The sequence below is a fragment of the Candidatus Yanofskybacteria bacterium genome, from assembly GCA_003514055.1.
Classification (GTDB): Bacteria; Patescibacteriota; Minisyncoccia; order 2-02-FULL-40-12; family GWA2-44-9; genus UBA12115.
Genome location: DOSG01000008.1, coordinates 167387 through 189335, shown reverse-complemented (window position 1 = coordinate 189335; position 21949 = coordinate 167387). Strand labels below are relative to the sequence as shown.

Genomic DNA, 21949 nt, shown 5'->3' with positions numbered 1-21949 from the left:
TAAGCGAGTGGGCTTTGTCCTCGGATGATGAATTATGGGCAGGGCTACGCTAGCGCTTGACAAGATACCGAAAAAGAGCTCAAATGTAACTAGTATCTTTCAAAACTCAAGAGGAGGAACGAAAATGAAAGGCATTTTTTCTGCAATCGTGTTGCTAATCGGAACTCTAGCCCTGCTAACCTTCTTTGGGGGCATAGAGACATGCAATCTTGCCAACTATTCGTTCAATGAGCTATTTCTACCGGCTCGTGTGAGAATAGTCACCAGGACTCCGGCTGAAATCAAAACCAACAATAATTGGACTTTCGAGAAGGCTGATGGCCAATGCCGTGTAGTTGGAATCGGCAACAACGGAACGACCTGGACAGCTGACTTTATAGATGGTTCGTGGTTAGTTGACGGACAAAGATTCCCTAGCAACAGAAAAGCTGGTCCTAAAAAAGAGCTAGTTAGGATCATCTCCTTGGAACCAGACAGAGAAGTAAACTTTGTTATACGAGAATGTCATATAAAAGAAGGTCTCTTCCTCTTCACGTGTGAATAAATCCGTCCTAGAACTTATAGCCAACTGCCCCCTCGCGGTTGGTTTTTTTATTACGTAATGAGAAAACTACATTACGACATAGAAATATAGTAACCATCGTGAATCTCGGCTTGGCGGGACAGAGCGGTTGTTTTTTTGCCCTATCACTATTGACAAAACGCCAAAATAAGAGCATAAGCGTAATTAGTACCGCTGAAAACCTGGTAGGAGGAAACAAAACCATCTTGCGCCACTTGGCGCTTAGGGAGGATGTCATGGGAAAACTGATCCTTGGCCTGGTCTCTGCTCTCCTTCTGGTATTTGTACTCCTGACTGCGACATGTAACTCTACCTGTTACGCGCTCGGGGACTTGATTCCTCGAACCACAATCGACGGGGTAACCCCACTAGAAACAAAGATAGACTTTGTATACAAGGTAGAGCCGGGTGAGCCTATTCAGATAGTAGAACACGATGATGATGGGACCATGCGGACTCTTACATTTGGTACGGACGGTTGGTGTCGCGGGTGTGAGAATGAAAATCCCATTAGGACAGATCATCTCAAACGGTCCATTCGAGTAACTTCTCTGGATCCCGCAAGAAGGAACGTACGCTTTACCTTACGAGAGGTTCGATATCGTATCGGCTTATTTGATTCAGGATGGGAATAAACCCACTCTGGGATAACACAAGAGCCAACTGTCTTCGCACGGTTGGCTTTTTTATTTGTCTGGTGAGGGAGTTGAGAGAAATTAGTTGAATTCCAGCTATTGTCCACTTGATTTGTTTTGATAGCTATGTTTTAATCGGAACGTACACATGAAAAACTCTTACAAGTTAATCATCATCATCGTCGCATCGCTAGTATTGTTTGCATTCGTTTATCCTCAGGGGGTAAATAGGGTGATAGATAAATTTAATCAGAAAACTAACCTCAGTATATATAAGGTTTTCGATAAGCCATTTAGTCTCGGTTTAGATTTGCTTGGTGGAACACACCTTTTGTATCAGGCTGACTTATCTAAGATTGACGCATCTGGTAGAAGTGACGCCATGCAAGGAGTTAGAGACGTAATAGAGAGAAGAGTGAATTATTTCGGTGTCGCCGAACCAGTGGTTCAGGTAAGTGGTGCAGATAGGTTGATAGTCGAGCTTGCTGGTGTAAGCGACGTCAAGACCGCTATCCAAATGATTGGAGAGACGCCATTTCTAGAATTCAAAGAACAGAAGATAAACTATAATGAGATTGTTACTGCACAACAGCAGGGTAAAATGCTTGATGTCGATCCCTTCCAGAGCACTGGCTTAAATGGTAGACATCTTACCAGGGCTCAAGTTACTTTCGATCAAACAACTTATGCTTCGCAAGTTAGCCTAGAACTTAACGCCGAAGGCACAAAATTGTTTGCTGAAATAACCAAGAGAAATTTAGGCAAGGTAGTCCCAATATATTTAGATGGAACGCCGATAAGCATCCCAACAGTTCAGAGTGAGATTCCAGACGGCAAGGCCGTGATCACGGGTAAATTCAATCCTCAAGAGGCTAAGATGCTTGCTACTAGATTAAATTCTGGTGCATTGCCGGTACCAATTAATCTTATTTCTCAGCAAACTATTGGTTCTTCTCTTGGAGCCGATTCTTTGGCCAAAAGCCTTGCAGCCGGCGTGTGGGGACTAATTTTAGTCGGACTTTACATGATCGTTTATTATCGACTACCCGGCCTTGTTGCCGTGGCCGCGTTATTAGTTTACACGCTAATTGTACTATCTATATATAAATTATTGCCAGTCACCTTAACGCTAGCCGGTATCTCAGGATTCATTATCACATTAGGTATGGCCGTAGATGCTAATGTTCTGATATTCGCCCGTATGCGAGAAGAGCTCAAGGCCGGCAGAACATTAAATCAATCTATTCACGAGGGTTTTTCTAGGGCCTGGCTATCAATAAGAGATGGTCACGTGACAACTCTAATTGGTGCTGTGGTGTTATACATGTTTACGACTTCAATCGTTAAGGGTTTCGCCTTGACTCTCGGTATTGGAGTTCTGACAAGCTTGTTTACGGCGACCGTAATTAGCAGAATCTTCTTAGAAATTTTCACGGGACCGAGATTTGAGAATAAAAAATCCCTCTTCTAAAAACATGAAACCAATCTATAAAATAGTATTCATATTTTCGGTCATAATAACCATAGTTGCCATAATCGCGACATTCTCTTATGGATTGAAGCTTGGCGTCGATTTCAAGGGTGGTAGTGTCATGGAATTAGATTTCAAGGGTGGTAGGCCCGAAGTCGAAGATATTCAGAAATCCCTCGAGCCGCTCGCCTTAAAGGAGCTTAATTTAAGCTTGGCTGGTAGCAATGGAGTAATGATTAGATCTTCAGAATTGACCGAAGATGTTCATCAACAATTACTGGATAAGATCAAGTTAGATTTTCCAAAAGCCGATCTCCAAGAGATGAGATTTGATTCAGTCGGACCGATCATTGGCCAAGAACTGAAAAGTAAGAGTATCATCGCTATCATTATAGTTTTGATTTCGGTGATCATATACATAGCTCTAGTTTTCAGGAAATTATCTAGAACCCTCTCGCCATGGGCTATGGGCGTATCGGCAGTCGCAGCTCTAGTGCATGATATTTTTATTCCGGTTGGAGTATTCGCTATATTGGGGCATTTTTATAACATAGAGATAAGCGCGGTATTTGTGGCTGCGGCTTTGACCATCTTGGGCTATTCTGTCTCCGATACGGTGGTAGTGTTTGACAGGGTGAGGGAAAATATTATAAGAGGTAAGACAAAGGAGGATTTCGGTACTACAGTGCATCACAGCATTATGCAGACGTTGAGCAGGTCTCTTAACTCAACTTTTACCACTCTACTATCCCTGATAGCCATATACATATTTGGAGGCGAAACAGTTAAGTATTTCGCTTTGGCCCTCATAATAGGGGTGTTTCTAGGGGCTTATTCATCGATTTTTATAGCCTCGCCTCTGCTGGTTTGGTGGACCAATAGGAAGCATGCGTAAGAAGGGGTCAGCTATTGACTAGATCTAATAATAGTGATATTGTGAATTAACCAGTAATTAACAAGGAAAATAACTAACAAAACTCATTGAGTTAAAAAGAGTTATAGATGTATGAAAAAGGCAAATTTCAGCAACAATATAGATAAAACGGTCGCCTCACTAGTAAAGAGTTTTTCTACCAGAAATAGGGATATTATCACCCGACGTTTTGGTTTAAAAAATGGTAAGAAAGAAACATTAGAATCCATCGGTAAGAGCTATGGTATTACCAGAGAAAGAGTTAGACAGATCGAAGAATCTACCCTAGTCCAAATGGCCAAGGCGGTTTCTGGTAATAGTGAAGTAAGCAAATATATTTCTACGGCCAAAAATATCATTTCGGAACAGGGCGGAATTGTTAAAGAAAGAGATTTATTTGAAGCTTTTAGTGGCTCAAGAGACGATAATGCCGTGAACGCCTCATTGGTCTTCGCCCTAACTTTAGACAACGAACTAGTCAAATTTCCGGAGAATGATCACTTCCATGCTCTTTGGGCCAGTGACAAGAATTATCTAGGTGCTTTTAAAGATACCGCCTCTTCATTGATAGCTACTCTGTCAAAGGCAGGCAAGGTTGTTTCTAGAGATGATTTCTATCAGTTAGCGAAGAAAAGCGGCGTGACTGCATTTGAATCGGGGCAACTCGACGACAGACACATTGAGTTGGTTCTATCCGTTAACAAAGATATCAGCCAGAATATTTTTAATCAGGTTGGATTGACAAGTTGGTCTGAGATAAATCCAAAAGGTGTTCGCGACAAAGCCTATTTAGTCTTAAAGAAGGAGAGCTTACCGAAACATTTTGGTGATATTGCCAAACTTATCAATAGCTACGGCTTTGATTCCAAGAAGGCCAATGTACAGACTGTACATAACGAATTAATAAAAGATAATAGGTTTGTCTTGGTTGGACGCGGCATGTATGCTTTAAATGAGTGGGGATACAAGCCAGGTACCGTAAAGGATGTTCTGATGGATATACTAAAGGATCATGGTAAGCCTATGCCTAAAGCCGCTCTAGTAGCCAAAGTGATGGATTCTAGAATGGTCAAGGAGAATACGATTTTACTTAATCTCCAAGATTCCAAGATTTTCAAGAAAAATGAGGATGGACACTATGTCCTTAAGGAGGCTTAAAACTAAACTATTTTGATCTAAACCGCCCCATCCGGCAGCTGTCGGATGGGGCGGTTTAATTATCGTCAATCTATTCCTTGCTTATAGTAGAAAGATGTTTTACGATTAGTGTACCTAAGTTATGAGAAATTAATGGATCAAGCTTCAGAAATTCTTAGTTTATTGATAGGCGTTTTAGGTTTCCTCATCTCTTTCTGGTGGGTATACATGCCCGTGGTCTTATTCTCAATTCTTCTTGGTTCATTTGAAAGCTATAATCGTATGATCTTCCTTGCGAAGATGAAGTGGGTAACTCTTCAATTGAGCGTCCCCAAGGAGACAAGAAAAAGTCCCAAAGCTACCGAACAAATGTTTTCGGCGCTACACACGGTTGGATCATCGGTTAAGCCAAAAGATAGATTTTGGAAGGGGAAGGTTGGCGATTGGTTCTCTTTCGAGATTGTGAGTATTGGCGGGGACATCCGTTTTATAATAAGAACTCTTGAGGCGAATCGTAATTTATTGGAGTCTCAGATATATGCACAATATCCAGATGCTGAAATATTCGAAGTTCCTGATTATATGGCAGATTATCCAGACACTATGCCTAACGACGAATTCGATTCAACCGCTGGCGAGTTAATCTTAACCAAGCCAGATGCTTACCCAATAAGGACATATCCAGAGTTTGAAGAAGATAATGCCGGCAAAGACGATCTAAAGAGAATTGATCCTCTTTCGTCTTTATCCCAATCTCTGTCTATCATTCAACCGGGTGAGGTCATGGCGATTCAGCTTTTGATTAAATCTGCTGATGATAAGTGGGCTAAGGCTGCCCAAGGAGAAGTAGATAAGCTTATGGGTAAAAAACCAAAGGCGGATAGCCATTGGTCCACGAAATTTATTTGGTGGTTGGACGGCCTCATATTTGGTGGTGCGCCTGCCGAGAAAAAAGATGACAAAGAGACGACTATGTCTCAGCTTCAGTTTGGCAAACAAGAACAAATAAAAGCCATAGACAAGAGCACTGCTAAGATAGGCTTCTCTGCTAATATAAGATTTATATATTTTGCAGAAAGGCCCAAATTTAATAAGGGCAGGCCGGCTGGTATAACTGGCGCTTTCAAACAATTCTCATCTCAAAATTTAAATGGATTCAAGATAGATGGCGATACCAAGCCTGATGGCAAGTGGCCCGTTAAATCGATGATGGAACATAAGAAGAAAGTGAAGCTCTACAAAAAGTTTAAGAATAGAATGTTCGCTGCCAAGAGTTACGTTTTGAATGTAGAGGAGCTGGCAACTATATATCACTTCCCGGACATAGGAGTCGAGTCTCCGTTACCGAGAATCGAGGCTAAAAAAGGCGAACCACCAATTAACTTACCAATAGCTTAAAATGGCAGAGCATTCTGACGATAAAGAGTTAGTGTTCCTAGGAGAAACAAACTTTCGTAATGAGAAGGTCAAATTTGGCATAAAGCCACTCGACAGAAGAAGGCATATGTATGTTATCGGAGCGACCGGTATGGGCAAGTCCGAGATGATGAAGAACATGTGTATCCAAGACATAGAGGCTGGCCGCGGTGTTTGCTATATTGATCCTCACGGCGATGCAGTTTTAGATCTATTGAATTTTGTGCCGCAGGAGAGAATAAAAGATGTAGTATTTTTTAATCCTGGCGATAAAGAATATCCAATTTCTTTTAATGTCATGGAGAAAGTAAATTACGATGATCGCGGCAAAATAGCTAGTGGTCTTCTCGGTGTATTTAAAAAGATTTGGGTAGATGCTTGGTCTGGTAGAATGGAATACATCTTAAATAACACTATTCTGGCATTGCTTGAATACCCTGATTCGACTCTGCTCGGCATCAATAGAATGCTCTCGAGTAAAGAATATCGTAAAGAGATTGTGGCCAATATCAAAGATCCGATAGTTAAATCTTTCTGGACTGATGAATTCGCTAAGTATGCTGATAAATTTGCCACCGAAGCTACGGCTGCTATTCAAAATAAAGTTGGACAATTTGCATCCAATAATTTAATCAGAAACATTATCGGACAACCGAAAACGAAGCTAGACATCAGAAAGATAATGGACGAAGGCAAGATATTGCTGGTTAATGCTTCAAGGGGTGAGATCGGAGAAGACGCGTCAAGACTTTTGGGTGCTCTGCTTATTACCAAGATCCAGCTGGCGGCCATGTCTCGCGTTGATATACCCGAGAGTGAGCGTAGAGATTTTTATCTATACGTAGACGAATTCCAACACTTTGCTACCGAATCATTTGCTAATATTTTGTCAGAGGCTAGGAAATATCACTTAAGTCTAATCATGGGCCATCAATATATAACTCAGATGGAAGAACCGGTTAGAGATGCTGTTTTCGGCAACGTTGGTACCATAGCTACTTTTAGGGTTGGTGCCGAAGATGCAGAATTCTTGGAGAGATGGTTTGAACCTGAATTTACGGCTATAGATATTGGCAATCTAGCTAAATATACAGTTTATATAAAATTAATGATCAACGGCATCTCTTCTAAGGCTTTCTCAGCGGCTACATTGCCACCATTTTCAAAGCCCGATAGAGTTTTTGTTAATGAGATCGTAGAAGCTTCAAGAGGCGTCTATACGAGGCCACGAGATCAAGTCGAGAAAGAAACCTCGGAATGGATGATTGCCGAAAGTGGTAAACCAGTAGGTCAGGATGATGTTCGGCAATCTCAATCGATTCAGAGAGAAGAGCCAAGGAGGGATGATCGTGGACATAGCGGTCAAACGGGTGGTTATGATAAACGAGATGACCGAAGAGATAGTCGTGGCGGCGGGGGCAGAGGTGGAGATTTCCGCTCTCCGAGTCAGATAAAGCCAGTTAAACAGTCCGTCCAGTCGAGTCAACTTAATCAACCTAATCGTAGCCAACCACCCATCCAACAGTCTAGTCGGCCACCCGAAGCATCTCTTTCGGCTCTGCAATCTAGCCCCGTTGATTTTAAGGGTAGAAAGATTGATCCTAGAAAAGGCGATCATAATCAAGAGAAGAAAGAAGTTAACGTCGAAGAATTGAGAGATTTATTGAAGGGGCTAGGTAAAAAAGAATAGCCATGTTTCCGATAACTATACAAAAAGGCTAAGTCATGGTTTAATTCGCTTAGATCTTCTTTGGAGGAGGCTCTAAACATGTCATGTGCTCTTTGTCGTGGTGATTATGATCTTGCCGATCTAGAGTCGGTTCATAGAAGCGATAGCTCGGAGAGAGAGGTTATCGTAGTCAGAGCTTTAGCTAGAAGTATTGTAAATGGTCTTCTCGATCCACGTTATATCGATTCAAGGCAAGACCTGATATCAAAAATTCTATTAGCACTCGAAAAAGCCAAGAACTTGGAACTGAAAGGTTGATAGCCAAAATTAAACAGAAAGCCCACACATATTCGCGTGGGCTTTATTTTATTATTAATTGTGGTAATTTGAAGCCACTATGGCTAAAGCTCAAGATAAATACTATAGAAAATATATTAGAATTCCTCCCAACGAAAGCGTAGACGTAAGAAGAATAATCTCTCTTGTTAACCATCCGCTATTTCAGCGGCTCTTGCATATCTCACAGCTTGGTACGACGCTAATGATTTTTCCTGGCGCAGTGCACAATCGTTTTGAACATGTTATGGGCGTCCATAATAAAACCAAGAGGTTGTGCGACAGATTGATGCATGATGGCGTACTAACTCAGCATGAGGCATATAATGTGGCCATGTTCGGTTTGCTTCATGATATTGGACATGGACCATTCTCACATTTAATTGAAGAGCTTACGACCATTGATCACGACAAGACTGGCCTCAAGGTTATAAAGCTTCTCCGCGACGAGATAGAAAAAGCCGGCGGTGATTATGAATACGTAAAGCGTCTTTTTGAAAGGAAAAATCCTCTGTATAAGATTGTTATGGATAAAAACATGGGTATGGATAAGCTGGATTATCTCGATCGCGACATTTATCACACGGGATTTGGCCAGAAGCCAGATATCGAGACTATGCTCAATTATCTAACTTTTATAAAGGGCAATTTAGTAATCGACAAGAAATCGCTAGAGGCGGCGCGACAAGTGCAGAGTTTGTATACCTACATGTTTAAACAGGTATACCTTCACAAGTCTTCACTCATCAGCCAAAGATACCTCCAAAAAATAATTGCCTACTGGCTAAATGATTCAAAAATTGATCCAGATGATTTGTGGAAGATGAACGATGGCGAGCTTATGGCGCACTTATATCTGAGCGGCAATGAGAAGATCAGAGACATGTATCAATCTTTTATTGGTCGCAAGTTGCCAATGTCTGGCTTGGTGATAAGGCTGAGAAATATGAAATTTAAGGAAAGGATTGCCGGCAAGAAAATAACAGTTATTGGTGAAGACAGAAAATTCTTTGAGAAATTCGCGGCTTATTCAAAGCCTAAGGACTTAGAGATTATCGAATCAAAAATAGCGGAATCATTAAAAGTTGATCCTCGGCGCGTAGTGGTGGTGCCCATATTGAGTCCGTGGCGTTTTGCACCCGAAGACATACTGTATCACGATGGCGGGGAAGTGTTCTCATTGAAGAAGACTCATAAAGAATATTTTGAGACTCTCAAACTTGAGCTAGACGACTACATCGCAGTTCGCGTATGCATAGTCGGCGATCGAGAGTTGGTATATCGAAAATCTGACCAGATACATAGCTTGATTAAGGAGTTGGTTAGCTAGGAAAACAATGGCTGTCTTTGATCCGGCAATTGTCGGACAAGAAGACAGCCATTGTCTCTGCGATTAGTTCTGGTATAAATAACTTAGTTCATTGAGAGGGGAAGAACTTATGGCCAAGATCTCAGCTAGAGATGCCCATAAGAAACGAAGAGCTATCAATAATCTTAAGGCGAAAATTGATATCTTGAAGGCGAGATTTAATGAAGAGGTGACTCAGCTACAACGTGTTTGTCCTCATGAAAATGTAATTGAGTGCGATTATCAGCCCATGAATCCCGATTCGGCTCTTCCGCCCAAGAGAGTCTGCAGGGATTGTGGAATCTCTGAAGATGGCTGGGGTTCAGGATATAAGATATTGCGAAATAAACGAGAGCACGATCTTAAGCTAAGACTCCATATACCCATGGTGAGTAGAGAAATCGTCTACGAGGAAAGAATAATGATCCATCCGGAGGGGCTAGAGACAGAATAATAAAACCCCATATCGGGGTTTTTGCTTGATGAAAGTTGATTTGTGTGCTAATATTTTGTGGTTATTTCCGCTCATAGCTCAGTTGGTAGAGCTGCTCCCTTTTAAGGAGAAGGTCCCAGGTTCGAATCCTGGTGAGCGGACATCATAAATATAAAACGCCCGTTTAGGGCGTTTTATATTTATGATGTCATTTTGTTCTGACTAGAGCCTTTCCAGAGTTTTGAGATTTCTTTCGGGGAGGTAGATGCACATGAGGCCAATTATTATGCCAATAATAGCAGTGGCAAGATGATTATTCCCGAATAGTCGCTGATCCACTAAGTCCAACATAACCCAAACTCCCCGCCAGACTAAGACCAATCCAACGGCGATGACTATATTCTTAGTAAAATATTTTATCCCATGTGTTGCCATGTATATATTATAAATTAATTACATGATTAATCAATTCTTTGATTCAAGCTATATTCCGAGTCGGTCTTTGCCTACTTTTCCTCTTGTGATGAGGTAGTTTTTATGGCAAAATTGCGTCATATGAAGAGCATTTTCGTAAAAGAGACAAAAGATATGGTCGGAAAGGAGATTGAACTATTGGGCTGGGTCAATGTTCGGAGAGACCACGGCAAGATTATCTTTGTTGATCTCAGAGATCGATCTGGCGTTATCCAGGTTGTTTTCGTTCCTTCCAATAAAGAAGTTTATGAATTGGCTCAGAAATTAAGGTCAGAGTGGGTGATAAGGGTAAAAGGGAAGGTCAATGCTCGACCAGAAAAAATGATTAATCCAGACATCGAGACCGGAAATGTTGAGTTTGAGCCCACAGAGCTAGAAGTGTTAAATGAATCCTTGACCCCTCCGTTCGCTATAGATACTAATGGTCTAGAGATAGGGGAAGATTCAAGAATGAAATATCGGTATCTTGATTTGCGTCGCCAGAGAATGGCTAAGAATATGACCAAGAGGCATGAGCTTATTTTATTTATTCGTAATTGGCTAGATAAGGTGGGCTTTTTAGAAGTTGAGACGCCAATATTAACTAAGTCTACGCCTGAAGGAGCTCGTGATTACGTTGTGCCATCTAGGCTATATCCTGGTAAATTTTTCGCCTTACCGCAGTCGCCGCAACAGTATAAGCAACTATTGATGGCTTCGGGAATAGAAAAATATTTCCAGATAGCTAGGTGTTTTAGAGATGAAGATACTCGCGGTGATAGGCAACCAGAATTTACTCAAATGGATTTAGAGATGAGTTTCGTGAAGAGAGAAGATGTCATGGAGGTAAACGAGAAATTATTAATAGATTTAGTTCATCAACTTTATCCAGAAAAAGAGATACAAGAGATTCCATTCCCTAGGATTTCCTACAAAGATGCCATGGAGAAATATGATATTGATCGGCCGGATATGAGAAAAGACAAAGGTAATCCGAACCTTCTATCTTTTTGTTGGGTTATAGATTTTCCATTCTTCGAGAAAACAGACAATGGTGGATGGACATTCACTCATAATCCTTTCTCAGCGCCTCAGCCGGAATTCATGGATGATCTTATGAATAAGAAAGATGTCGGCGATATAATTACCACTCAGTACGATATAGTTTTAAATGGTTGGGAGATAGGCGGCGGCAGTATAAGAAATCATAAAGCCGAAGCTCTCGAGGCCGTATTCGAGATTATGGGTTTTGAGAAGGAAAGAATTGAAAGTAATTTCGGCCATATGTTAGAAGCTTTCAGGTTTGGCACTCCGCCTCATGGTGGCATAGCTTGGGGCATCGATAGATTATTAACCTTACTACATCAAGAGCCAAATATTCGAGAAGTAATGGCTTTCCCCAAAACAGGAGATGCTAGGGATTTATTAATGGATTCACCATCAGAAATTAGCCTCAAGCAGTTAAGGGAGTTACGACTTAAGCCAGAAAAATAATCCAATGGATGCCTCAGAGCCAAAAATTGGTCCCAGTCTTGTGTTGCTTGGTGTATTACTCATTGCCCTAATCGGCATCAATGCTTTTTTTGTTTTCGAGTATCCAAAAACTAGCGTGGCCAGATTTGATCAAGATGACGAATCGACTACTTACGATACTCGAGCGGCATACATTTTACCGTTGTCAGAGCCGAGTTATATTCCTATGCTCGATACCGCAGTAGAGCAGCCGATCATCGAGGCTAAGTCGATCGCTATTTTCGACATAAGATCTGAGAGATATCTATTCGATAGAGACATCAGGGCGAGGCTTCCTGTCGCATCATTGACTAAAATAATGAGCGCCGTTGTGGTTATGGAGAACTTTGACTTAAAAGATGTCGTCGTTGTCGGAGAGTCTTCTATCAAAGTTGACGGGCAGAAGCAGACACTATACGCCGGAGAGAGTATGAGCGTAGAAAATCTACTGAAGATGATGCTGATAGAATCTTCTAATGACGCCGCCTATGCGCTTGCAGAATATGGCCGATCTAGGGCAATTGATTTCGTGGCCGAAATGAACAGAAAGAGCTTAGCCTTAGGAATGAATAATACAAAATTCTTAGATCCGGCTGGATTGAATGACGAGGCGTATTCGACGGCTGAAGACTTAGTTCGAATAACTGAGTATTCTCTTAAATACGATTTAATGTGGAAGATATTGGGAGAAAAAAACGTGATAGTCAGATCAACCGATGAGAAGATCGAGCACATTACAACTACGACTAACATGCTCTTAGGAGCTCTCCCCAATATATTGGGAGGCAAAACTGGTTATACTGATACTGCTCTAGGATGCTTAGTACTTGTAGTAAGCGTGCCAGACAGAGATGATAATATTATAAGCGTGGTCCTAGGATCGAAAGATAGATTTGGCGAGACGGAAAAGCTTGTAAATTGGATCAAAAAAGCTTATCGTTGGAACTAAGACATTTATCATTTACCATTTTTCAATTCTCATTTATTTAATTGGAAAATGATAAATGATAATTGCCAATTGATTCTATGGAGGTAAGGGAAATATTTAGTGTTCTAAATGTGGTCAAGATAGCCGGTACGGCAACGATCTCTTTTTTCGTTGCTATTTTATTGACTCCGATATGGACCAAGGTTTTATACAAGTATCAGCTGGGCAAGCAGGTCATTCGAAAAGAAACCGCTCCTATCTTCTCTGAGATGCATAAGAAAAAAGTCGGGACTCCGACTATGGGCGGGGTGGTTATCTGGATGACCGTAGTCGTTATAACTGTTATGTTCTGGGCGCTAGCCAAATTGTTCCCAGGTAGCGTTTTTTCTGAACTAAATTTCTTATCTAGAGCTCAGACTTGGGTGCCTCTCGCGGCTTTGATTATCAGCGCCATTTTTGGATTGGTGGATGATTACTTCGGAGTAAGAAGGATAGGCCCCGGTGGGGGCGGTTTAAAGATGCGCGACAGAATCTTAATGTATGTTCTTGTTGGTGCCGGATTAGCTTGGTGGTTCTATGTAAAACTTGGTTGGAATTTTGTGAATATCCCATTCCTGGGAGATATGGTCATTGGTTGGTGGTATGTGCCGTTTTTCGTTTTTATAATTGTTGCTAGCGCTTTCTCCGCTAATGAAACTGACGGTTTAGATGGATTGGCCGCCGGCATATTTCTAACAATGTTCGTTGCTTATGGAGCGATAGCTTTCGATCAGGGCAGGGTAGATCTGGTTGTGTTTATGGCTTCTATCATTGGAGCGTTGATTGCTTTTCTGTGGTTTAATATTTATCCAGCTAAGTTTTTTATGGGCGATACGGGCTCGATGTCTCTTGGCGTTACTCTTGGTGTTGTGGCAATGTTCACTAATACGCCATTATTATTGATCCCAATTGCCATGATTTTTATAGTCGAGTCTGGGTCCGTTATCATTCAACTGACTTCGAAAAAATTACGAGGAAAAAAGATATTCCTGTCTACTCCTATCCATCATCATTTTGAGGCCTTGGGTTGGCACGAGACTCAGGTCACAATGCGCTTTTGGATGATCTCCGCAATCGGCGCGATCATCGGCTTAATTATATTTCTCGTTGATTCCAAAATCCCTGCGATGTTATTCAAATAGCCACCCTATCTGTTTAAGGGGATTGAACTGCGCAGGTTGACAGGAGATCCTAGCTCGTATATTTTGAGATGGGCTAGATTCGTGAAGGGCAGTGACTATGACCTTTTACAGCGATCGGACCAAGTATTTCTTGCTCATTTTGTTTTATAAAATGGAGCCGTATCTAAAAGATAGATTCACCGAATTACTAGATAAGAATATTCTGGATCGGACCATTTGGAATCTATGCGAAAGCGGAGCTTTCCCGTCATGGTTGAGGGCCGAGATGTCCTTCGATACTTTGTATGGAAGATTAAATGGACTAAGACTCTTTCTAACGAATGCGGTGCTTAATCTCTGGATTGGCAGAAATGGGACTACGATGAATTATTATTTTCATGATATCTCGGACGAAGAGCTAGCTAAGATGTGGGCAGAAAAAGTTGGTCAGGTAAGTGAGGAAATGCAATGCATGTCTTTCGAGTTTAACTATGAGTTAAGAAAACTAGCCGGCTAAAGCCGGTTTTTTTGTCGGGTGATTATGGTAGAATTGAATGATGGCAAAGAGTTTAATCTGGATCACTCTAGTATCGGTAGTATTTGGCTTGGTAATGCTCTCATCTGCCGGGATTATTGACGCACAGAAGAAATTTGGCAATTCATATTATTACTTCTACCATCAATTACTTCAAAGCGTACTTCCAGGGCTGGCTCTGCTTTTTATTTTCTTTAAGATTAATTATAAAGTATGGAAGAAATTAGCAATACCAATACTATTTTTCGCATTACTTTTAATGACGTTCGTGTTCTTGCCACAATTTGGACATGGTGCGAAAGGGGCAACCAGGTGGCTAGAATTATTCGGCTTCCGTTTCCAACCTTCGGAGTTTCTGAAGATGGCCATGATTATATATCTAGCCGCTTGGTTTAGTGGTAGGGATGAGCGTCTTAAAAATTGGACCTATGGGATGGCCCCATTCTTCGTTGTATTGGCTTTTGTGGCCGCCCTATTAGCGCTGCAGCCCGATATTGGAACGTTGCTCATCGTTTCGTCTATATCCATAGGCGTTTACTTTGCAGCTGGCGTCGAGATGAAACACTTTTTTACGGTTATTGGCGTATTCTTGTTAATCGGAATTGCGTTAGTGATTTTTGAACCGTACAGATTTAATAGGTTGAAAACCTTCATGAACCCCGATATCGATCCACGGGGAATATCCTATCAGGTCAATCAATCTTTTATAGCTATCGGATCTGGAGGGCTACTTGGCGTCGGATTTGGCAAGAGCAGCCAGAAGCAAGGCTTCTTGCCAGAGGTTGTCGGGGATTCTATCTTTGCGGTGATAGCGGAGGAGCTCGGTTTTATCGGTGCGGTGGCGACTTTATTGATGTTCATTGCGCTATGTTTCACCCTAACTAGAATAGCTAAAAATACTCGTGATAAATTTGGATTGTTGCTTGTGATGGGCGTAAACATTTGGATATGTTCTCAGGCATTATTAAACATCGCCGCCAATTGCGGCATTGCGCCTTTGACGGGTGTGCCTCTGCCATTCATCAGCTATGGCGGTTCAGCGATGATGGCCATTTTGTCGGGTATAGGCATATCGGCTAGCGTGGCTAAAAGATAAATACAAAACCCTCGCGCACTGCGCGAGGGTTTTGTATTTAGAAGCTTATTTCGAGGAAGTCATTCGGGCAGCTTTTGATTTTAATCTAGCGGCCTTATTTTTCTTTATGACTCCGGTCTTTGCGGCTTTATCCACGGCCTTGTAGGCTTTGGCCACCAGCTTGGCTGCTTCATCCTTTTTGCCATCTTTGACGAGTCTCTCTATTTTCTTCATGGAGACCTTGAGATCATTGCTTCTCTGAAGATTTTGGATTCTCTTCTTTTTCGACTGTCTTAGGGCTTTTTTTGCTGATTCTGTTATTGGCATGCTCGGCTAAGGTTCAAATTATTGTTAGCTGAATCATTTTAAAGAAGTCCCGTTCAAGCTTCCGAGAGATTTGCTTCTTTAAAAGGATTCAGTGATCAGCTATCGGCCCCCGAAGGGGCTGCCGATTAATAGCTGAAACAATGATTGGAATCGCTGTTTATATGTAAATTGATTTACATACTTTAATACATTTTATTGATATTTGCAAGTATAAAAATAAAAGCCGCCTTTTGAGGGGCGGCCCCGGCTATGCCGGTGGTGAATGCCAGATCTAGCTACCGGACATCCGGAGCTGACCGCTGAATCGAGCACGAAGCTCGTCGGTCAAAAGATCGTATGCCTTTTGGGCCGGTTCCATGTCGCCAGTCCGGAAACACCAGTAGATGGCGTTCTCGGCATCGATCGCATTCTGGAACGTGGCCTCGTAATTCGAGAATCCTGGCGCACCGTCGTTGGTGCGCTTCCACCACTCGCGGCAGGCTTCGCGAGCCTCCCGAACGTGGCAGGTTGTCTTGCTGAATGCGCACCTTACGGTTGCGCAATTCTCGGAACGAGGTAGGGCGGCATAGATTGTCGCGAACTCAGCGAACGGAATAATGGCTTTAACTTTCATTTCAGCTCCTTCGTTAGGACAGATCGTATTCGTACTTCTCGCAACTCTTTCCAGGAGTTCTCTCGAGCTCGCTGATCCTCTCGAGGAGTTCAATCTCTCGAGCTCGGGATCCTTTCCGAAGCTCCAAGAACTTGACCTCTTGATGCTCAACGATGCACTTGATGCCCCAGGCCTGACCAGCGACGGCCAGGGATAGGGCGAACGATACGCCGGCCATAATGGCCACGCTTGCGTACCACGGCAGCGCGATCATTTTATCGGAGCCAATCGCCCCGATTTTCTCGAGCGCCGCGCCGATGATCGCGTCGGGAACGTTGTACCACAGGCCGAGTCCGAGAGTCGCGATGCCGAGTGTCCAGATGGCCGCCTCGGTGGCCGTGCACATCAGGCATCCCAGCATCTCGCGAATCTTCGTGCAGAGCCACGAGCCGCTCTCGGCTATCTGGTCGATTCGGCCGCGGAGGCCGATGAACAGCGATCCTCGCATGAGGATCGTGGCCGTCATGTAGTAGGCCCACCCCATTACGAAGAAGGCCAACAACGAAAACCAGCCACAGTTATCGACGAGTACTTGTCTCATCTGTCTCCTCTCTTAACGTTGTATCGGCAATGGTTGTAAAAGGTCACTCCGTACGTGTATTATAACATATAATCTAGGATAAATCAAGTCGTTGGGTATTAATCAAAAATGTCGGGTTTTTATGATGTTATTTACCATTGTAAGCGTAGTATTAAGAGTTACTAACCGATTTATTGTATTTAAAAACCTCGCACGTGGATAAGTCATCGCTGACTCTGTGCGAGGTTGGGGGCCGCCTCATCTCGTCGATGAGGCGGCCCTGGGTGGGCGAGGTGGGGGGCGTTACCGCGTTGCGGCCGCCACCAGCGTCACCCGCGAGACGTTGTACTCGCGGGTCTGACCGTCGTGGAACATCACGACGGCGTACTGGTCGCTGCACCCGCCGTACGTGAAGTCCTTGATCAGGCCGAGCCGGCCGTCGGACGTTCTGATGACGTCACGGACGTAGAGCTCGTAGTCGTCGGCCTTCTTGTCCGTGGACTTCTTCGGTCCGGCCGCCTTGAGGCGGCTGACGCCGACCCACTCCTGTCGGCCGCTGTCGAGCTTCACGCTCGCCAGCTCTCCGCCGCCACAGCCATCCTCGAACTCGGTGATTGTGCCGTCTCCGTACCCACCGGGGACGGTGACGCGGTCGCCGGCCTTGAACGATGACTTCTTCGACTTGGTCCATCCCATGTCCTGCCTCCTTGTGAAAGAGCGACCTTGTGGCATTCCCAATATCGGGCGCTGTCCACTAGCCACTCCTAGCTTGTGTCAAGTATAGCACATTGGCCCTACGATGTCAATAGCCACTTGGGCACAATTATTCTTGGCCCTTGAGCTTGCGAATCTGTTCTTTTAGCTCCATGGCCGTTTCGTATTCAAATTTTCGCATGGCTCGCTCCATCATCTTCTCTAGTTGTTTTAGCACTCTTTGCTTGCTGGCACTGCCGTAGAAGATAATATCCTCATTATTATTGGAGTCGGGGTTATCCATCTTATATGAAGCTGCCTTTGAAATTGGCAAATCAAATTTACCTATTTCTTTGATTATGGTTGCGGGAGTAATGTTGTTATCGATGTTGTATAGCTCTTGCTTCTTTCTTCTTCGCGTGGCTTCTTGAACCGCTTCTTTTATAGATTTAGTTTGCTTATCGGCGTACATGATCACGTGGCCGTTTACGTTTCTGGCGGCACGGCCCATGGTTTGAATTAAAGTTGTGTAGTTGCGAAGGAAGCCTTCTTTGTCGGCGTCTAGGATGGCGATAAGCGAAACTTCGGGTAAGTCGAGGCCTTCTCTTAATAGATTAACACCTACGATGACGTCATGAGTGCCAAGGCGCAGGTCTTTAAGAATCTTAATTCTGTCTAATGTTTTTATCTCTGAGTGAAGGTAATTTACCTTAATGCCTTGATCGGCCAAGTGCTCTGATAGGTCTTCTGCCATTCTCTTAGTTAAAGTCGTAATCAAAACTCGTTCGTTTTTGGATACTCTTTGTCTGATTTGTTCGAGTAGGTGGGGTATCTGATTATCGGTTGGTTGTATCTCGATTGTCGGATCCAATAGCCCAGTTGGCCGTACCAGCTGTTCGGCGACATTATCTTTGCCGGCTTTTGCTAATTCGTGTTTGCCCGGAGTGGCCGAAGCATATATTGTTTCCTGAACTCTCTTCTCGAACTCCGGGAATCTTAGGGGTCTATTGTCTATGGCCGAGGGCAATCTAAAACCGTACTCGACTAAAGTACTTTTTCTGGAATGATCACCATTATACATACTTCTGAGTTGGGGAATAGTTATATGAGACTCGTCGATTATAGTTAAAAATTTCCCCTTTGATTTGAAGAAGTCTAGTAGGGAGTATGGCGGGTCGTCTGGTTTTCTGAAGTCTAGGTGGCGAGAATAATTCTCTATGCCATGACAGTAGCCAGTTTGGCGCATCATCTCGACATCCTGAAGTGTTTTAGCTTGAAGACGGAATGCTTCTTCGTTCTTACCCTCTTTTTTTAGATGCTTCACATGGCGCTGGAGTTCGCTTTTAATATTCTCAATTGCTAAAGCTAATTTGTCACCGGAGGTGATCCAATACTTAGCCGGAAATATGACAGTGGCTGCAATCCTTTCGTATTTTATATCTCGCATTTCCATATCTTCTGGATCATCCACGGAGCCCCTATATATTTTTTCGATTAGGTCTTCTTTCTCGCTTTTAGTAGAGAAGATTATTTTAATGATCTCCTGGCCACTTGGCGTAACTATTTCAAATTCATTTTTAGTCTTTCTGAAGCAACTTCTTTTTAACTCGATATCTTGGGCATATTGAAGTCTAAGCAGTCCTCGGCCTAGGTCCGAAGGATTTATTTTTTGACCTTCAAATATCTCAAGACCGAGATCCTTGTATTCTTCTGGCGAACCAAGGTTGTAGATGCAAGATACTGACGCGACGATGATTACATCGTCGCGACCGATCAGGGCCTGAGTGGCAGCGTGTCTAAGACGATCAATGTCCTCGTTTATCTTAGAGTCTTTCTCGATGTATGTATTGGAATGGGGGAGATATGCTTCTGGTTGATAGTAATCATAATAACTGACGAAATAGTGGACGGCATTGTTTGGAAAATATTCTTTGAATTCTCGATATAGCTGAGCGGCCAGGGTTTTATTATGAGATATAATAAGAGTTGGTTTCTGGTGACGTTCAATCACCTTGGCTATAGTAAATGTTTTACCCGAGCCTGTTACGCCCAAAAGTACCTGATGTTTCTTCTTGGATTTTAATCCTTTGACCAATTTTTCTATGGCTGTCGGTTGGTCGCCGGTGGGCTTATATTTTGACGAAAGCTTAAACATTTGACCTTATATGTGAAATATGTTATGGTATGAATACTGGAGGGGGGGGTAGAGACATGAACGTGAGCGTAGATCAGGTTTATCGTGCGGCGAGGGCGTCAGCTGGTTTCGCTCTGGCGACCGGTGCCTTTCTCTGGGCTAATGTACCCTGGATGGCTGCGACGATGGCGCTGCTATCGATCATGACTTCCTTGATTGCTGCGGCTACGATTGTCGGTGCTGCTATCAAGGACGGCAAGTAGTCCGTCGAAGGGTCCCGCGCGTGCGCGGGCCCTCTTTTTTTATTCAAATTTCAATGGTATCTTTAAGGTATGATCTCGTTTCTAGAGGGAACAATAGAATATTTGGGCGATAAGTACCTGATTTTGAATGCCGGCCTGCCCGGCCAGGGCGGTATAGGGTATAGGGTCATAGTATCCCCCAAATTGCTTAATATTGTATCAAAAGAAAAGGTCGATGTCAATAGGAAAATTAAGCTATACGTCCATTCTCAGCTCAATATGCGCGAGGGCACTTTTGACCTATACGGTTTCGATAGGCGGCAGGATTTAGAGTTGTTTCATCTGTTAAAAACAGTAAACGGTGTCGGTTCCAAGAATGCTATGGCCATTCTAACCGTAGTTGAGCCCCAGCATCTAAAAGCGGCTGTTATGAACGGGGATGCCGATTACTTGAAGAAGGTGTCGGGTTTCGGTGGGAAGCTTGCCCAGAGGCTTGTTTTGGAACTCAAGACTAAGGTTGATTACATAGATGCGGCGGACGTGACCGGAATGAATCTTGGTGAAGATAGTAGTGTGGTGGAGGCCTTAGTGGCACTCGGCTACAGTACCAGCCAAGCCACGAATGCATTGAAAGAAGTGGGCGGAGGTAAGTCGTTAGAAGAAAGGGTCCGTGAGGCTTTGAAAATATTAGGTAAAAAATGAGGTCGAGGCCAGACTTAAGACTTTCTCGGGTACGGGTTGCGTTTTTCTCCTGCGAGAATTGCATGAAGTCACAATCTCTCACCATTTCTATATAGAATTATGAAATCGTTTTTACAGACAAAAGAGTGGATGGAGTTTCAGAAGTCGCTGGGGCGACAAGTTTTTAATTACGATAATGGCAAAATAAAGGCCAATATAGTTAAGCACGATTTGCCGTTTGGCAAAAACTATTTATACATACCTCATGGTCCGGAAATTTCATTTGAAGATATTGAAGCTGGTTTAAAAAATGAATTAGCTGCATTCGTAAATGGCATAAAGAAACTTGGCAAGGAAAATAAATCTTTTTTTGTTAAGATGGAGCCGTTGAATGGTTCAACGGTGGAATTGCTATATGGCATGTCCGGCAGTCGTCGGATTAAGAAATCCAAGAAAGAAATTCAACCAGCGAAGACCATAGTTGTGAATTTAAAGGCGTCGGAGGAAGAACTTTTGTCTTTGATGCACCATAAGACCAGGTACAACATAAAAGTTGCCGAGAAACATGGACTAAGATTCTCTGAAGATGGTAGTTTTGAAGATTTCTGGAAATTACTTAAACAGACCTCAGAGAAAGATCAATTTAATACTCACGAGAAGGGTTATTATGAAAAGCTATTAAACTTTTTCAGAGACGGAGAAATTAGGGCCAAATTGTATTTTATCAAACTTGAAGATAAGCCCGTTGCTGGAATGATGGCCATGACCTATGGTGATACTGTTTATTATTTGCACGGAGCGATGGATAGAGAATATAAGCCAATGATGGCACCATATCTAATGCATTGGGAGGCTATGAAGCTATTTAAGAACGGGGGATATATGTTCTATGATTTCTGGGGAATTGATTCAAAGAAATGGCCTGGCGTGACTAGATTTAAATTAGGTTGGGGTGGTAATCAGATCGAATATCCCGGGTCATTTGATTTGCCTATATCCAGCTTCTGGTATTGGATATATAAAATAGCGAGAAAAGTTTTTTAACTTAAGCCTACCCGTTTCTTTGGCACCGATAGTCAATCGGCTCCTGCGGCCGATTGCTATCTAAATTCTCGGC

Annotated in this window: 24 protein-coding genes and 1 tRNA gene; 19 read left to right on the top strand and 6 right to left on the bottom strand. The window is 42.9% G+C overall.

All coding sequences use genetic code 11. The annotated features are described in order from the left end of the window. Positions 1–34 precede the first annotated feature (34 nt). The 11 genes from DEG18_03260 to DEG18_03210 all read left to right on the top strand — a co-directional run bounded on the left by DEG18_03260 (position 35) and on the right by DEG18_03210 (position 10081). Positions 35–544 (top strand): hypothetical protein, encoded by a 510-nt coding sequence (locus DEG18_03260; protein HBX58600.1) that lies wholly within the window; start codon positions 35–37, stop codon positions 542–544. Positions 545–642: 98 nt separating this feature from the next. Next, on the top strand, positions 643–1197 hold the full coding sequence (locus DEG18_03255) for a hypothetical protein (protein ID HBX58599.1): 555 nt from the start codon (positions 643–645) through the stop codon (positions 1195–1197). A 148-nt stretch (positions 1198–1345) separates the two neighbouring features. Then, a complete protein-coding gene (secD, locus tag DEG18_03250) occupies positions 1346–2668 on the top strand; it encodes a protein translocase subunit SecD (GenBank protein HBX58598.1) in 1323 nt (440 codons plus the stop codon). Positions 2669–2672: 4 nt separating this feature from the next. Continuing rightward, a complete protein-coding gene (gene secF / locus DEG18_03245; GenBank protein HBX58597.1) occupies positions 2673–3563 on the top strand; it encodes a protein translocase subunit SecF in 891 nt (296 codons plus the stop codon). Positions 3564–3674: 111 nt separating this feature from the next. Continuing rightward, the gene (locus DEG18_03240; protein ID HBX58596.1) at positions 3675–4739 is read left to right on the top strand and encodes a hypothetical protein; all 1065 of its coding nucleotides are present in this window, start codon (positions 3675–3677) and stop codon (positions 4737–4739) included. A 132-nt stretch (positions 4740–4871) separates the two neighbouring features. Next, positions 4872–6116, top strand: coding sequence for a hypothetical protein (locus tag DEG18_03235; protein HBX58595.1), 1245 nt, complete (start codon positions 4872–4874; stop codon positions 6114–6116). 1 nt (position 6117) lies between these two features. Next, the gene (locus DEG18_03230; GenBank protein HBX58594.1) at positions 6118–7824 is read left to right on the top strand and encodes a hypothetical protein; all 1707 of its coding nucleotides are present in this window, start codon (positions 6118–6120) and stop codon (positions 7822–7824) included. Between the two features lie 78 nt (positions 7825–7902). Next, on the top strand, positions 7903–8121 hold the full coding sequence (locus tag DEG18_03225; GenBank protein HBX58593.1) for a hypothetical protein: 219 nt from the start codon (positions 7903–7905) through the stop codon (positions 8119–8121). A 79-nt stretch (positions 8122–8200) separates the two neighbouring features. After that, entirely contained in the window at positions 8201–9469 is a 1269-nt protein-coding gene (locus DEG18_03220) for a hypothetical protein (protein ID HBX58592.1), read from the top strand. Positions 9470–9578: 109 nt separating this feature from the next. Then, positions 9579–9941, top strand: coding sequence for a hypothetical protein (locus tag DEG18_03215; protein HBX58591.1), 363 nt, complete (start codon positions 9579–9581; stop codon positions 9939–9941). 67 nt (positions 9942–10008) lie between these two features. Continuing rightward, a tRNA-Lys gene (locus tag DEG18_03210) sits at positions 10009–10081 on the top strand. A gap of 61 nt (positions 10082–10142) precedes the next feature. Here DEG18_03210 and DEG18_03205 read toward each other — a convergent pair. Further along, positions 10143–10355 (bottom strand): hypothetical protein, encoded by a 213-nt coding sequence (locus DEG18_03205; GenBank protein ID HBX58590.1) that lies wholly within the window; start codon positions 10353–10355, stop codon positions 10143–10145. 120 nt (positions 10356–10475) lie between these two features. Here DEG18_03205 and aspS point away from each other — a divergent pair, with 120 nt between their 5' ends. The 5 genes from aspS (at position 10476) to ftsW (ending at position 15604) form a co-directional block, all read left to right on the top strand. Next, positions 10476–11867: an aspartate--tRNA ligase gene (aspS, locus tag DEG18_03200; protein HBX58589.1), complete on the top strand. Its 1392-nt coding sequence runs from the start codon at positions 10476–10478 to the stop codon at positions 11865–11867. A gap of 4 nt (positions 11868–11871) precedes the next feature. After that, the gene (locus DEG18_03195; protein ID HBX58588.1) at positions 11872–12834 is read left to right on the top strand and encodes a hypothetical protein; all 963 of its coding nucleotides are present in this window, start codon (positions 11872–11874) and stop codon (positions 12832–12834) included. Positions 12835–12911: 77 nt separating this feature from the next. Continuing rightward, complete coding sequence (mraY, locus tag DEG18_03190) at positions 12912–13994, top strand: phospho-N-acetylmuramoyl-pentapeptide-transferase (GenBank protein ID HBX58587.1); 1083 nt, start codon at positions 12912–12914, stop codon at positions 13992–13994. Positions 13995–14145: 151 nt separating this feature from the next. Further along, on the top strand, positions 14146–14490 hold the full coding sequence (locus DEG18_03185) for a hypothetical protein (GenBank protein ID HBX58586.1): 345 nt from the start codon (positions 14146–14148) through the stop codon (positions 14488–14490). Between the two features lie 37 nt (positions 14491–14527). After that, entirely contained in the window at positions 14528–15604 is a 1077-nt protein-coding gene (gene ftsW, locus DEG18_03180; protein ID HBX58585.1) for a putative lipid II flippase FtsW, read from the top strand. A gap of 45 nt (positions 15605–15649) precedes the next feature. Here ftsW and rpsT read toward each other — a convergent pair whose 3' ends face one another. The 5 genes from rpsT to DEG18_03155 form a co-directional block, all read right to left on the bottom strand. Continuing rightward, the gene (gene rpsT / locus DEG18_03175) at positions 15650–15910 is read right to left on the bottom strand and encodes a 30S ribosomal protein S20 (GenBank protein HBX58584.1); all 261 of its coding nucleotides are present in this window, start codon (positions 15908–15910) and stop codon (positions 15650–15652) included. 271 nt (positions 15911–16181) lie between these two features. Beyond that, positions 16182–16523 (bottom strand): hypothetical protein, encoded by a 342-nt coding sequence (locus tag DEG18_03170; protein HBX58583.1) that lies wholly within the window; start codon positions 16521–16523, stop codon positions 16182–16184. Positions 16524–16536: 13 nt separating this feature from the next. Continuing rightward, entirely contained in the window at positions 16537–17103 is a 567-nt protein-coding gene (locus DEG18_03165; GenBank protein HBX58582.1) for a hypothetical protein, read from the bottom strand. A 282-nt stretch (positions 17104–17385) separates the two neighbouring features. After that, the gene (locus DEG18_03160) at positions 17386–17778 is read right to left on the bottom strand and encodes a hypothetical protein (GenBank protein HBX58581.1); all 393 of its coding nucleotides are present in this window, start codon (positions 17776–17778) and stop codon (positions 17386–17388) included. A gap of 127 nt (positions 17779–17905) precedes the next feature. Next, positions 17906–19930 carry an excinuclease ABC subunit B gene (locus DEG18_03155; GenBank protein HBX58580.1) on the bottom strand — a complete coding sequence of 675 codons (2025 nt, stop codon included), beginning with the start codon at positions 19928–19930 and terminating at the stop codon, positions 17906–17908. Between the two features lie 29 nt (positions 19931–19959). Between DEG18_03155 and DEG18_03150 the strand changes: the two genes are divergently transcribed. From DEG18_03150 to DEG18_03140, 3 genes are all read left to right on the top strand, one after another. Continuing rightward, positions 19960–20172 (top strand): hypothetical protein, encoded by a 213-nt coding sequence (locus DEG18_03150; protein ID HBX58579.1) that lies wholly within the window; start codon positions 19960–19962, stop codon positions 20170–20172. 69 nt (positions 20173–20241) lie between these two features. After that, a complete protein-coding gene (locus tag DEG18_03145; GenBank protein HBX58578.1) occupies positions 20242–20853 on the top strand; it encodes a hypothetical protein in 612 nt (203 codons plus the stop codon). A gap of 99 nt (positions 20854–20952) precedes the next feature. Beyond that, the gene (locus DEG18_03140) at positions 20953–21876 is read left to right on the top strand and encodes a hypothetical protein (protein HBX58577.1); all 924 of its coding nucleotides are present in this window, start codon (positions 20953–20955) and stop codon (positions 21874–21876) included. Positions 21877–21949: the final 73 nt, after the last annotated feature.